This window comes from Paenibacillus cellulositrophicus (assembly GCF_009363095.1).
GTDB lineage: Bacteria > Bacillota > Bacilli > Paenibacillales > Paenibacillaceae > Paenibacillus_AQ > Paenibacillus_AQ favisporus.
Genome location: NZ_CP045295.1, coordinates 531617 through 545287, shown reverse-complemented (window position 1 = coordinate 545287; position 13671 = coordinate 531617). Strand labels below are relative to the sequence as shown.

Genomic DNA, 13671 nt, shown 5'->3' with positions numbered 1-13671 from the left:
CGGCGTTCGTCACCCTTTCTGCTGCACTTCAGCTCCAAGCGTGGAGATTCCATATTGAAGATCCTGGGAGGTCAAAAGCCTATGTGGAAAAAGTCGGTTCATTCCTTGTTGTTCTTTGTGCTGGCTGTTACCGTCGTTCTGAGCGGATGTGCAAGCTCCTCTTCGAACGGTGAGAAGGAGCCGTCGTCGTCATCGCAAGAAGCGTCTGGTGACGGTAAACTTGCTCCTTATGAAATTACGATCGCTTTCTGGGGACCGGATCAGCGTGATCTTGGTCTTGTGGAGCAGGAAATCAGCAAGATTACGAAAGAAAAAATCAATGCAACCGTCAAGCTGAAACGCATTGAGGCGGCTGCGTGGACGCAGCAAAAAGTGCTGATGTTCTCCGGGAATGAGAAACTCGACCTGGTGTTCACGGGGGAAGACCAATATATTTCGGAAGTCGCGCAAAAAAAGCTGCTGCCCATCGATGACCTGCTTCAGTCCCATGGCCAGGATATCCTTGCCGCCTTCGATCCGGACGTATTGGCTGCGGCAAAAATTGACGGCAAAATATACGGCGTTCCAACGATCCGGGACTTTGCCGCTTATCCGACCATTCTGATGCGAACGGATTGGTTGAAAGAGAGCAATATGGACGTCAGCCAGGTGAAAACGATCGAGGATTTGGAACCGATTTTTGAATGTGTTAAAAAGAAGCATCCGGAAGCCAATATGCTGGGTAAAGCGTCAGGAGGAGGTTCCATTGCCTATCCACTGCTTCAGACGACGATTGATCCACTGGGCGACATGATCGGTGTACTTACCGACCCGAATCAGCTGAAGGTCGTTAATTTGTATGAGAGCGAGGAATATGCGAAGTTCATCGGGGTGATACGTCAATGGTTCCTGGCAGGATACATCCCGAAAGACATTGCAACGACCTCGCAAACCGGCCGGGATTATATCAAGGCAAACATCGGGTTCGCGACACCCAATAAAGGCAAGCCGGGGATCACGACGCAGACGGGAGCATGGGCCGGCAAGGAGCTGACGGAAGTTGCACTCGCTCCGCCCAAAATGAATACGCTGACCATTATGAACGCGATGCTTGCCATTGCGGCCAAATCCAAAAATCCCGAGCGCGCGATGATGTTTCTGAATTTGCTCTACTCGGACAAACAAATCATCAATTTGCTGGATTGGGGGATTGAAGGAAAGCACTATCAAGTGAAGGAAGACGGGACGATTGACTTTCCTAGCGGTGTGGATGCGACGAACAGCGGCTACAACATGAGACAAGGGTGGATGTTCGGGAATCAGCTGCTGTCTTATCCGTGGTCGACGGACAGTCCGGATATATGGAAGCAAATGGAGGCGTTTAACCAAAGTGCGGAGAAGTCTGCAGCGCTCGGATTCACCTATAACTCGGAGCCGGTCAAAACCGAACTGGCCGCGATCCAGAATGTCGTTCAGCAATATTCAAAGGCGCTTGAGACAGGAACTCTGGATCCGGATGTTTACCTGCCGAAATTTAACGCAGCATTAAAATCGGCCGGAATCGATAAAGTGATCGCCGAAAAACAAAGGCAGCTGGATGCGTGGGCTGCAAGCAATAAGTGAAGGACCTCTCAGTACAAATATAAAATAGTAAATACGATCAAACCTCGAAATCATCGTGCAATCTGCGCAGGCGGTAAGCGTTCATGGCGGATTCGCGCAGCTCCTCAAGAATAGTGTAATTCGCCCATGCACCTGCGATCGCGCCGATCCCTGGCAGCATCTGCAGCATTTTCCGAAAATCGATCGCATCGCGATACTCGATCTGAAAAGTCTCCCAGTCCATCGTCCTTGAATATTCGGTATCAGATAGCCATTGTTCCTTTTCTATATGCCAATTTTTGATGGAATCGAGCAGCATGGCACGGTTATCCGGCCCCGAAAACGTCATTTGAAATACCTTGAGAATAAACACCCGCTCGGAGAAATGTTTCGTGTCATAACCGTAAACATGCGCCAGCTCGAACAAAAACTTCATCTTGATTGCGATGAGAGCCGGAAAGTCTACCATGCCAAGGATGATGCCGCCAGCTCCTGTTCCAGCACCCTCAGCAACCGCAATTTTTTGGTACAGGGCAAACAGGTCTTTTGCTTCTTGATCGGCAGCTTCCAGATCCATCGTACTTTGCACCGGACGCCTAGGGGTGTATTCCGCGCCGAACAGTGCCGTGCGCACGATCGACCGGATGGTGGTCGTGATGACGTTTTGCACCTTTGGGGGAATCAAATGGTTGATCCGGCTGCCAACGGTTTTCGATGCTTTTTCCATCCATCCCGGCGGTTTGAACAGTTTTTGTTCCCAATCGGCAACTTCCCTCTGGACTTTATGTTCGTAATGCATGATCCATCGCTCCTCCAATGTGCTTGCTTTATTCTATTGTAACGAATAACGCTGTGATTCGGACCAGACTGCAGCAGGTTTCTGACCTCGACTTAAGTCCAGCATCGCAATGAGGTTCGTCAGAGACACTACTTTCACGATTCCGCAATCCTGAAGAAACCTTCACGCCCTTGGCGTTATAGGATTAAGGTGATGAATGGCGTTGGCCAAAGGAGGAAAATCACCATGAACATGATTGAAGATTGGATTCGTGAATTAAAAAGGGAAGCCGAATCGACACGCTTGCTTATTGAAAGGCTGCCTGAGGAGAAACTTTCTTGGCGGCCGCACCCGAGGTCGATGTCTCTGGGACAGCTCGCCCTGCATGCTGCGGGAGTTCCCGGGGGGCTGGCTCTATTGCTGGACGAGGCGGTCAGCGAAGCTCCGGTAGTTCCGCTGCCGGAGCCGACCACCCGGAAAGAAGTGCTTGAGGCACTGGAATGGAGCGTGTCTCTTGCCGAGAGCAAGCTTCGGGAATGGGGAGAAGATGGGCTAAGGAATTCCTGGAAGCTCGTCAGCAAAGGAGAGACCATCTTGGAAGCACCCCGAATCGATATGGCCCGTACGCTGATGTTCAATCATGTGTACCATCACCGGGGACAGTTGACAGTTTATCTGCGACTGCTCGGAATATCCGTACCTGGGATGTACGGCCCCAGCGCGGACGATCAATAACGAAAGTTTAGAGACGAGTCCTATGGAGAGCAAGGCGACGGAACCCGATGGAACGGCTTGGATGACGATATCGACCCTCAGATTGGAATGCTGTAAATCAAAAAAGAACCTGGACAGAAATCCCAGGTTCTTTCATATTGCGCAAAAAAAGACGTGATGATATAATCAGATCACGACTGTTCATGTTATAAAGTCATAAATATCTTATCTTACATTTTAAGTGTAACATGCCAGTTAAACTCTTGTCAAATGTTTTTTTCTCAATCTAATGGTTAGGGAGATGGTCGAATGAGTTCAATGGTTCTTGGGTTTCATGAAATCGAAAAATCGCAGCTTTATCTCGTTGGCGGAAAAGGATTGAATTTAGGAGAATTATCTAAAGTGGACGGAATCCAGGTCCCGGAAGGATTCTGTATTACAACAGCGGGGTATCAAAAAGCCATCGGACAAAACGAAACGTATCATGCATTACTCCAACAACTAACCATGCTAAACGCAGATGATCGAGACCAAATTGGTGAGATCAGCGGGAAGATTCGGCAGACCATTACGGAAGCAGAAATTCCTTCCGATGTTGTGGAGGCAGTGACTCATTATCTCTCCCGGTTCGGCGAGGAACACGCTTATGCTGTGCGTTCTAGTGCAACCGCCGAAGATTTGCCGCACGCTTCTTTTGCAGGGCAGCAGGATACTTATTTAAGTATCATCGGTGTTGATGCCATTCTGCAGCATATCAGCAAATGCTGGGCCTCCTTATTTACCGATCGCGCAGTCATCTACCGTATACAAAATGGATTTGATCACCGTCACATTTATTTATCCGTGATCATTCAAAAGATGGTATTCCCACAGGCTTCAGGGATATTGTTCACCGCTGATCCAATGAGCGGAAACCGGAAGCAGCTGTCCATCGATGCCAGTTTTGGACTTGGGGAAGCACTGGTCTCCGGTTTGGTATCCGCTGATAATTATAAAGTACAAGGAGGGGAAATCCTCGATAAGAGGATAGCAGCCAAAACATTGGCGATCTATGGACAAAAAGAAGGCGGAACCGAAACACGCCAAATCGATCCGGCACAGCAGAAGGCCCAAACCCTTACCGATCAACAAATTGTAGAGCTGGAACGGATCGGAAGACAGGTCGAAGGTTATTTCGGCCAGCCGCAGGACATCGAATGGTGTTTGGCTGATAATACATTTTATATTGTTCAGAGCCGGCCGATTACAACGCTATACCCAATCCCTGAAGCAAATGATCAGGATAATCACGTCTATCTATCTGTTGGCCATCAACAAATGATGACAGATCCGATCAAACCGTTGGGACTGTCTTTTTATCTGTTAATTACTCCTGCACCTATGCGCATAGCGGGCGGAAGGCTGTTCATTGATATTGCGCCTAGGCTGACTACCACTGCCGGCCGGGAAGCTTTATTAAAAAACTTGGAATCCGATCCGCTTTTCATAGGCGCAATCGAGAACGTAATCGAGCGAGACTTTGTCAAATTGGTACCGAATGATCAAACAGCACCCATTCCCGCTAAAAGTAATACAGATAAGCCGGCAGCCTTTGAGAACGATCCATCTATCGTTACTGACTTGATCCAGCGGAATCAAGCCTCGATTGCAGCTTTAAAACAAAGGATCCAAATGAAATCCGGGGCAGAATTGTTCGATTTCATCCTCGAAGACATCCAGGAATTAAAGAGGATTTTATTTGATCCGCAAAGTACGGCAGTGTTTATGTCTGCTATAAATGCTACATTCTGGATCAATGAACATATGAATAAATGGTTAGGCGAAAAAAACGCAGCCGATACGCTTTCTCAATCCGTGCCAAACAATATTACTTCGGAAATGGGCTTGGCGCTGCTGGATGTCGCGGATGTGATTCGCCCTTATCCGGAAGTGATTGATTATTTGCAGCATGTAACAGAAGATCACTTTCTGGACGAACTGGTGAAGTTTGATGGAGGAAGGGAAGCCCAGGAAGCGATCTATGATTACTTGAGCAAATACGGCATGCGGTGTACTGGAGAAATCGATATCAGTCGTGCCCGTTGGAGCGAAAAACCGATTACGCTGGTCCCAATGATCCTGAGCAACATCAAAAACTTTGAGCCTCATGAGAGCCGCCGGAAATTCGAGCAAGGTCGCCAGGAAGCTTTGGCCAAAGAACAAGAATTGTTAAATCGGTTGAGACAGCTGCCGGAAGGGGATCAAAAAGCCGACGAAACGAAACGGATGATCGATCTCGTCCGAAATTTCATCGGGTATCGGGAATACCCTAAATATGGCTGGGTGAGCCGCTACTTTGTTTATAAGCAGGCTTTATTGAAAGAAGCCGAACGGCTCGTGCAAGCCGGCGTCATCCATGATATCGAAGATATATACTACCTTACTTTTGAAGAGCTTCACGAAGCCGTTCGCACCAATATGCTGGATAACCGGATCATCAGCAAACGCAAAGACGAGTATAAAGTATATGAAAAACTGACCCCACCGCGTGTCATCACGTCTGATGGCGAAATGTTTAGAGGTTCGTACCAACGGGGAGATCTCCCGGCCGATGCAATTTTGGGTCTACCTGTTTCTTCTGGAGTGATCGAAGGAAGAGCTCGTGTCATTTTAAGCATGGAAGATGCAGCTTTGGAAGAAGGAGATATCTTGGTTACCGCATTTACGGATCCAAGCTGGACCCCATTGTTTGTATCCATCAAAGGTTTGATCACGGAAGTCGGCGGCCTGATGACCCATGGAGCCGTGATCGCGCGTGAATATGGCCTGCCGGCCGTAGTCGGAGTGGATCATGCGACCAAGCTCATCAAAGACGGACAGCGAATTCGTGTGAATGGAACAGAAGGGTACATTGAAATATTGGAATAGTTATTCGTTTGAGCCTGACCTTCGGAAGCAGACTGCTGCGGCAGTCTGCTTCTTTTTTCTTAAGTAACATGCGGTCAATTTGTGTATAAACTGAATCTCGCTTGTACAACCTCCAAGATCTCTTTCGGCATCTCTCTGATCTTGATATCTCCACCCAGGAAAAGCAGCCAATTGGTTATTTCGGTCATTTCTTCGGCTTTATCGACATGAATATATGTCCTTAAAATGGCTGTCGTTTGGTAAGGATTCGTATAGGACAGGGATACTTTTATTGGATGGTATTTTCTGAATTGCGCAATCGCTTTTGGACCCAGTTCAATGACCAGGTTGGTGATTTCATCCTGCTTACGTAGTTGTTCTTGGATCTTTTTCTTACTTATTCTTTTTTTCAAAGGGTATGGCTCTACATTGGTAAGGTCATCAACAGGAATAATCCTTCTCTTCTCTTCCTTCAAATCAAATCCCTCGATCAGCCAGACGCTTTTCTCACGATAGAGGTGCAGGAGATAAATAGGATAGGACTTGATTTCCATCTCTTCTTGGATGGTGATCCATAAATATTCGTCCTTGAGAAGGACTTGGATGAGCTTTTCCAGCATCGGATGGGGGAGGTCCGACAGGTCGAGCAGGTCGGGATTATTGGGGTTGGTTCCTTCAAACAGCAAAATTTGATTCAACAGGACAAGGTCATCCTGCTGGTTTTTCGAAATCAGGCCAAGCAATTTTTCGGCCAGCGATTGGCGGCTCTTCAAATAGGGGAGCTGTTGATTTCTTGTAGCCATGAAGCCAATGAATAGGGCTTTAATTTCGTTATCGGTAAAGCGAACCGTGGGCAGGATCGAGTTGTTCATGACGAAATACCCGCCATCCCTGCCGACTTCTGCAACAAGCGGCATCCCCATCGCTTCGATTTCCCGAATATCCCGGATCGCCGTCGATCGGGAGATGTTAAATTCCCGCATAATTTCGGAAATCGTAAAGTGGGCACGGTTGTTGATATACCGCATGATGGTATTAATCCGTTCAACTTTTTTCATAGGAGTCTCCTAAACAGTATCACTTTTAGACATGATTCAAGGTTATTATAAACCTATCAAGTGAAAACACAAATCATTTGAACAAATTTTAAAAAAAGGATGGTAATCAAAATGGCACAATATACGTTGGAAGAAAAGGACAGCTTTATCGTATTGGGGATTGGAACGGAACTGAAGAGCGATTACACAGACTACGCCGGCATCAACAAAGAAAAAGCAGAATTCTGGTCAACCGTCGAAGAAGACGGAAGGCTGAATACGTTAAAATCCATCGCTGCTAATGATTTCATTTTTGCTGTGAACGAGGCGGTGAACAACAAGATGATGTACTATGCCGGAGTCATGACGGATGCTTCGCTGCCAGAGGCAACGAGAATGATCCAATTCCCTCAGGGCGAATACCTCGTTGTTAAAGGGGAAGCGCCGACATCCAATGATCTGAGCAATCAGCTTGCTGGCGTTGCGTTTGGTCAAGTGCTGCCTGAAGCGAAAGATTATGCTTATGTTGGAGGGCCGAATGCAACCGTTGAGATGGGGCAGCGAGACGGCGTCGTATTTGGCGAAATGTGGATTCCTGTTGTAAAGAAGTAAGTAAATTCGTGAAGTAATCGGGGCGGATTTTGCCCGGAGTGAGTTCTAAGGTGTAACGCCTTGTAAAACTTTTAGGAGGGATAGAAATGTCGTATATCGTTGATTTTAAAGATGTGTCCACCATTGGTGTTGAGTCTTCTCCAGTAGCAGAAGCGCTTGCTGGGCTTCGGGCGAATGAGGCTCGTTACTTCATGAACAAGTATAAGCACAAATTTACGGTCGTACCCGCCAGCGAAAGCCAGGAGACTCTGGATTATGTGAACCGGATTTTGAAAGAAGAACGAGAGATCGAGTTTTCAGCCAAGCCTTTGGAAACATCGCAATTTCAAGTCGAAAATATTCAATTCACCTATGTCTTTTATGAAGATGGTCTGGGGCTCAATGTGATGTACACGGTGGATGACCCGAAGAAGCGGGCCGTTGGTTTTAAGCTTTCGGACGGGATGGAGGAACCGAAGGAGCTGGAAAAGTTTAAGTTTGCCCGGCAGAAGTCTAAATTAGCTGGAACGATCCGAGGCTCGTTTTTTGTCATCAAGAAAGAGTACTAAACTACTTATGAAAAAGCCGCAAAAAAGCCGCAAAAATGCGGCTTTTTGCATTTTTATTTACATAATCATCGGATGAAACAGATACTAGATTGGTTAGGCGGAGGCATTTCATTGACTCCTTTGTATTAGTTCAGTGTGAGTTGTTGTTTCGTTCCTGGATGATCGCTAGAAGTGCCCGTATTTTCGTAACAGAAGAACGACTACTCCAATCAAGATAAATATGAACCCGCCAAACATTTCAGTGGAACCATTTGAGCGTACTTGTTGGACTTCGGTATCATTCTTGGGAGCACGTCGCAAAAAATTAAGAAGTTTGGAGTTAGGATTTTTATAATCGTACAGGCCTAATACAATCATGAATATACCGAGTACAATCATCCCCATTTGATTTTTCTCCTTGTTAATGAAATGCCACTTGGTTAATTACGATCATTTGCTTTCGCGGTAGGCCTTTTTTACTCTTTCAATTTGAGCAAGGTGACCACGGACATGTTCAACACGAAATACCAATAATTGCTTAAAGCTAAATCGGCCCTGGTCAACATACACCCCGACTCGCTCGATTTGTTCGTTGGTTAGATTGTCTAGGATGGTCTGCATACTGAGGCGCAGCAATTTGAACAGCTGCAGATATTGTTCGCGGTCCAATAAATCATAACCTAAGTTGTTCGCCCATGCGTCCTGGTCAAATGAAATGAGGGTCGGCTCATCCTCCGCCAAGACTGTTTTAAGTCGAGATGTAGAAGACATCTCTGAATCCGCCACATGTATGATAATTTGATGAATGCTCCATTGGTCCGGTGCAGGTTTGTAACGAAGCTCCTTCTCCGTTAACCCTTCGATGGCCTCACGCAGCATTTCGTATCCTGAGGCATATTCCTGAATGATGTCCTCCATTTGAATTCCTCCAATCCTTAAATAAACTTCATATAATAAAACAACTATATAGATTGAACTAAAGTTTAGCTTTGAACTTCCTGTTATAACGGTCTCATACGGCTCTATATTTCTTTAGTTCATTCTATCTAACATGTTAAGAAGTTCTTGGTTTTAGGCAAATATCCTTTTTTCTTCAAGAGGGACCAGCGAGTATTACGTGCCTGCACGTGCGAAATCGCTGGCCGGTTTACCGCCCACATATATCAGCATAGGCAGCATTGACTTGTTCATAGATGAAGCGATATTATTTGCAAAACAGCTTGCCTTTGACGGTGTCTTGGTGGAGCTGCATGTATACCCTGGATATCATCATTTGGCTCCAGCGTTTCCGAATGCTCATTATTCGCAAGAAGGGGCCAAATCCAGTGAATACGCCTTGCTGAAAGCGCTGGAGCTGGTTTGATTTTATTTTCTTGAGTATGATCTTAAAAGTAAAAGCAGCAGTTCAAAACTTTGAACTACTGCTTTTTTTGTTGCTTACACATTGGATGCTCAAATATAACGGCAGGTACCATACAAATTTCAACCATCGTTATCGAGACATGGTGTATTGCGTATATATCTGGTCAACATTCTCGCTATATCTTCGGGAGGAATGGAACGATCTGCCGTAAACCAATGTTGAATCATTCCAAACTGTGCATTTCCCAAATAAGCAATTGCATAATCCGTAAATAGGTTTTCAGAATGATCGTCTTGATTTCGTTTCAGATTTTCATACAAACGTGTACCCACTAAATACTGGAGCCGTTCTTTTAACTCTGCTGGAGCTTCCGAATGGAATAGCGCTTTAAAAAAGCTGGCATGCTTATGCATGTATTGGAAGGCCTTGGTAATCGGAGGATAAGCTCCCTCATGATCAGGATAGCGCATCAACTCCTGAAGATTGAGAGGTTCGAATACGCTCAATAATTCTTGAATAAATACAGTTTCCTCAATCAGATGAAAAATATCTTTATAATGCAAATAAAAAGTGCCTCGATTAATTCCTGCTGTTTCACATAGGGTTTTAACCGTCAGCCCTTTAATACCTTTATTTTCTAAAATAGACAACAATGCGTTCTCCATTAGCGTGCGACTGCGGACGACTCTCAAATCCGTACTACTTTGGCTCATTTGTGTACCTCCATGATGAATGTTGGTGTTTATCAACAATTTTGACGTTGTATCTATTAATCAACACTTGGCCTTTTATGTACATTGAACTCCCTGTTATGCCTGATTATAATTGCTTCTATAGCCTTAATCAACACGTGTTCATTACCATCGGGCTATATCAAATGTAAGGAGGAAAACCATGGAATATAGATATCTTGGAAAGACGGGTACAAAAGTCAGCGCGTTTGGATTAGGCGGATCAAGTTTTGGATCAAGGACAAGTGAAGAAGATAGCATAAAAATAATTGATGAAGCATTGGACTATGGCATCAATCTGATTGATACATCTAACAGATACGGAAATGGGGAATCGGAACGCATTATCGGAAAAGCGATTAAAACCAGGCGGCAAAATGTCATATTAGCTTCTAAATTTGGTGCGGAGGCTACCCATGAATTAAATCATAGTGGTGCATCTCGCCGCTCAATACGAACTGCTGTTGAACAAAGTCTGCTACGTTTGCAGACCGACTATATAGACCTTTATCAACTCCATCTTCCTTTTGAATTTGTTGCTTATGAGGAGATTCTATTAACGTTGAACGATTTGGTGAAAGAAGGGAAGATTCATCATATCGGTACTTCAAATCACCTGGGTTGGCAATTGGTTCAGGCACAAGCCATTAGCGATCGATATCATATTCAGCGATTTGTAAGTGAACAAACGCCATATTCTATGATCAATCGACGAATGGAATTTGAACTTGCTGAAGTCGCTAAACAATATGATCTTTCTCTATTCGTGTACAGTCCCTTATCTGGTGGCTTACTGACAGGAAAGTACAAAGCAGGTCAGGCCGCGCTAAGCGATTCTCGCGCTGCGACATTAAAAGGGTATGCAGATGCGCTAGATCCTGAGCTAGCTGAAAATGAGTATAAGTTTAAGATCATTGAAAAGCTGCAACAACTTGCAAATGAAGCGGGGATTCTACTAGCGGATATGGCAGTCGCTTTTACCCAAAGTCATCCATCCGTCACGTCAACTCTCTGGGGACCGCGCACTTCAGAACAATTAAAAGCCTATATTGCCGGTGCAGAATTGAGGCTCGGCACGGATGTGTTGGATGCGATCGATACCATTGTTCCACCAGGCAAACGGATCGATGACAAAGAGCAAACGTGGAGTCCTGAGTGGATGAGTGCCGAACGGCGCAGACGACACGTAAGTTGAAAAATCATTGGAGAGGAATCTTGCGAAATCATACAACGGCAGCCGATCAGACGATCGGCTGCCGTTGTTTATCGTAGTGGGGAGTGCCAAGTTTGGATCTTCATGAATATTAATGATGATTTGTCCCTCTAAACGGCTTGTAGAAGGCACGAATGTCTTGTGCCAAGAGCTCGGGTTCTTCCAATGCGGTAAAATGGCCGCCATGGGGCAGCGTAGTCCAGCGGGTTACATTTAGGTTGCGCACAGTCCATTCTCTGGGCGGCAGCAATATATCTGCTGGGAACAACGCGATGCCTGTCGGCACCTCAATGTAGCCCAATGGCGGCAAGGAATGAGAATTCTCATAATAGATGTTCGCTGCCGACATGGCCGTGTTTGTCACCCAATAAATCATCATATGCGTGATCAGCTCATCTTTACTGTATTTTTGCTCAAGATTACCGTTACAATCGCTCCATGCCCGGAATTTTTCAATGATCCAGCCTGCCAAGCCGACCGGTGAATCGGATAGTCCGTACGCCAGTGTTTGGGGGCGGGTCGATTGAAGGGACATATAGCCCCCCTCTTCAGCAATCCATGCTGATGCGTTTTTCTTATATCGCAGTTCTTCTTCCGACAGCTTTGCCTGATCCGTTGCCGTCATCAAATCTCTGATAATGCCGATATCCGTCAAGTGGATCCCGAATAACAGTTCCGGATGGTTGGCTGCCAGGTACCTTGTAACACCGGAGCCGATATCCCCGCCAGCGGCAGCAAATTTTTTGTAACCTAAGTGCTGCGTCATCAGCTTAGCCCACATTTCCGAGACACGAAAATTGTTGACACCGGGATGTGCAGGGCGGCTTGAGAACCCAAAACCAGGTAATGACGGGACAATCACATCAAATGAGTCCTCAGGGTCACCGCCGCAGCTGGCTGGATCCGTAAGCAGAGGAATGATTTTTTCGTAACGAAGGTAACTGTCGGGCCAACCGTGGGTAAGAATGATGGGCAGAGGATTAGGTCCTTTACCGCGCTCATGTACAAAGTGCACATCGATCCCGTCGATATGGCAGCAATACTGGGAAAAGCGGTTCAACTCGGATTCCTTGGCTCGCCAATCATAATGGTCCTTCCAGTACGAAACGAGCGACTTTAAATAATTTAATTCCGTGCCTCGTTCCCATCCATCGTTATCTACTTGTTCCGGCCAGCGAATATGATCCAGTCTGTATTTTAGATCGTCCAAAATTTCGTCTGCGACATGAATGTGAAAACGCTCAATCGTCATCGTGCTTTCCCTCCTTTTGTCGTTGCATCGCCATTATATCCTTTGTGCTGGTATGGTACACTGGCATAAACGAAGCATCTAACTATAAAATTTGATAGGTGATGGCTATGCCCCAAATAGACCGACACAAACATCGTACCGTGAATATTGAGTTTGCCGCTGTGGAGGATCTCAGCATGCTTCCTTATCCTGAGCGTTATACGCTCATTCTCTTTACAACAGGAAGGATGAGCGGGACGTTAAACGAACGGCCGATATCGATCGTAGCTCCTAGTATCCTTTGCTTGGCCGAGGATGATGAGGTGGAAGTGATAGAAAAACAAAACGTTGCTGCACAATCCTTTCGTTTTCATCCCGAATTTCTTAATACGATCACTCTCTCCGAAACGCGGGGCTATTTCCCGACGAGTCCGAGAATACAAGCAGGCCGTTCCCTTTTTCACAGGGAGGATCCATATACAGCTGTGCCCCGTATCACCGAGAAAGCATTTCCGCTATTATTTGAATGGTTTTTTATACTTGGCATGGAAGTGCAGGCGCAAAGTGATGCCCGCTGGGTGTGCAGAATAAAGAAATACCTCATCCAGATTTTAGGTTTGGTTGAGGATTTAAACCGAAATGGCGAATATTCCCCTGTCGATTTGGTGCTAGAGTATATTCACACGAACTATTCCAGAAAGATTTCTTTGGAAGATCTGACGAGCTGCGCTCATTTAAACCGAGTGACGCTGAATAAGCTGTTTCAGGAAAGATGCGGTCATACAGCCATGGGTTACTTGCTGTCATACCGTTTAAAAGTTGCAAGTGAACTTTTAACGCACACCGGGATGAAGCTTGATGAAATTGCTCACGCTGCCGGATTTGAGTATGACACTCACTTGATCAAGCAATTTACGGCTAAAAAAGGCATCTCACCTACAAAATACAGGACCATCTCCCGCAAGTTCTCCACGGTTCAATAAAAGACGGAGAGCCCT

12 protein-coding genes and 1 pseudogene are annotated in these 13671 nt (G+C 45.9%); 8 read left to right on the top strand and 5 right to left on the bottom strand.

Going from position 1 to position 13671, the window contains the following annotated elements:
• The first annotated feature begins 81 nt into the window (after positions 1 to 81).
• Positions 82 to 1602, top strand: coding sequence for an ABC transporter substrate-binding protein (locus tag GCU45_RS02385; protein ID WP_152397926.1), 1521 nt, complete (start codon positions 82 to 84; stop codon positions 1600 to 1602).
• Between the two features lie 37 nt (positions 1603 to 1639).
• On the opposite strand, the gene GCU45_RS02380 is transcribed toward GCU45_RS02385, so the two are convergent.
• Positions 1640 to 2380 (bottom strand): EcsC family protein, encoded by a 741-nt coding sequence (locus tag GCU45_RS02380; protein WP_145945408.1) that lies wholly within the window; start codon positions 2378 to 2380, stop codon positions 1640 to 1642.
• A 225-nt stretch (positions 2381 to 2605) separates the two neighbouring features.
• Between GCU45_RS02380 and GCU45_RS02375 the strand changes: the two genes are divergently transcribed.
• The gene (locus GCU45_RS02375; RefSeq protein WP_152397925.1) at positions 2606 to 3094 is read left to right on the top strand and encodes a DinB family protein; all 489 of its coding nucleotides are present in this window, start codon (positions 2606 to 2608) and stop codon (positions 3092 to 3094) included.
• 288 nt (positions 3095 to 3382) lie between these two features.
• A complete protein-coding gene (gene ppsA / locus GCU45_RS02370) occupies positions 3383 to 5980 on the top strand; it encodes a phosphoenolpyruvate synthase (protein WP_152397924.1) in 2598 nt (865 codons plus the stop codon).
• Positions 5981 to 6054: 74 nt separating this feature from the next.
• Here ppsA and GCU45_RS02365 read toward each other — a convergent pair whose 3' ends face one another.
• On the bottom strand, positions 6055 to 7017 hold the full coding sequence (locus tag GCU45_RS02365) for a helix-turn-helix transcriptional regulator (protein ID WP_152397923.1): 963 nt from the start codon (positions 7015 to 7017) through the stop codon (positions 6055 to 6057).
• A gap of 111 nt (positions 7018 to 7128) precedes the next feature.
• Here GCU45_RS02365 and GCU45_RS02360 point away from each other — a divergent pair, with 111 nt between their 5' ends.
• Positions 7129 to 7608 carry a GyrI-like domain-containing protein gene (locus GCU45_RS02360; protein ID WP_152397922.1) on the top strand — a complete coding sequence of 160 codons (480 nt, stop codon included), beginning with the start codon at positions 7129 to 7131 and terminating at the stop codon, positions 7606 to 7608.
• Positions 7609 to 7694: 86 nt separating this feature from the next.
• Positions 7695 to 8156 carry a DUF8821 family protein gene (locus tag GCU45_RS02355; protein WP_152397921.1) on the top strand — a complete coding sequence of 154 codons (462 nt, stop codon included), beginning with the start codon at positions 7695 to 7697 and terminating at the stop codon, positions 8154 to 8156.
• Positions 8157 to 8585: 429 nt separating this feature from the next.
• Here GCU45_RS02355 and GCU45_RS02350 read toward each other — a convergent pair whose 3' ends face one another.
• Positions 8586 to 9053 (bottom strand): DinB family protein, encoded by a 468-nt coding sequence (locus GCU45_RS02350; protein WP_152397920.1) that lies wholly within the window; start codon positions 9051 to 9053, stop codon positions 8586 to 8588.
• 181 nt (positions 9054 to 9234) lie between these two features.
• Here GCU45_RS02350 and GCU45_RS02345 point away from each other — a divergent pair.
• Positions 9235 to 9498: pseudogene (locus GCU45_RS02345) on the top strand (alpha/beta hydrolase); the annotation flags it as partial.
• A 119-nt stretch (positions 9499 to 9617) separates the two neighbouring features.
• On the opposite strand, the gene GCU45_RS02340 reads toward GCU45_RS02345, so the two are convergent.
• Positions 9618 to 10211, bottom strand: a complete 594-nt coding sequence (locus GCU45_RS02340; protein ID WP_152397919.1) for a TetR/AcrR family transcriptional regulator — start codon at positions 10209 to 10211, stop codon at positions 9618 to 9620.
• 181 nt (positions 10212 to 10392) lie between these two features.
• On the opposite strand from GCU45_RS02340, the gene GCU45_RS02335 reads away from it, so the two are divergent.
• Positions 10393 to 11424 (top strand): aldo/keto reductase, encoded by a 1032-nt coding sequence (locus GCU45_RS02335; RefSeq protein ID WP_152397918.1) that lies wholly within the window; start codon positions 10393 to 10395, stop codon positions 11422 to 11424.
• 109 nt (positions 11425 to 11533) lie between these two features.
• Here GCU45_RS02335 and GCU45_RS02330 read toward each other — a convergent pair whose 3' ends face one another.
• Positions 11534 to 12694, bottom strand: a complete 1161-nt coding sequence (locus tag GCU45_RS02330; protein WP_152397917.1) for an epoxide hydrolase family protein — start codon at positions 12692 to 12694, stop codon at positions 11534 to 11536.
• Between the two features lie 176 nt (positions 12695 to 12870).
• Between GCU45_RS02330 and GCU45_RS02325 the strand changes: the two genes are divergently transcribed.
• Positions 12871 to 13656 (top strand): helix-turn-helix domain-containing protein, encoded by a 786-nt coding sequence (locus tag GCU45_RS02325; protein ID WP_244364396.1) that lies wholly within the window; start codon positions 12871 to 12873, stop codon positions 13654 to 13656.
• Positions 13657 to 13671: the final 15 nt, after the last annotated feature.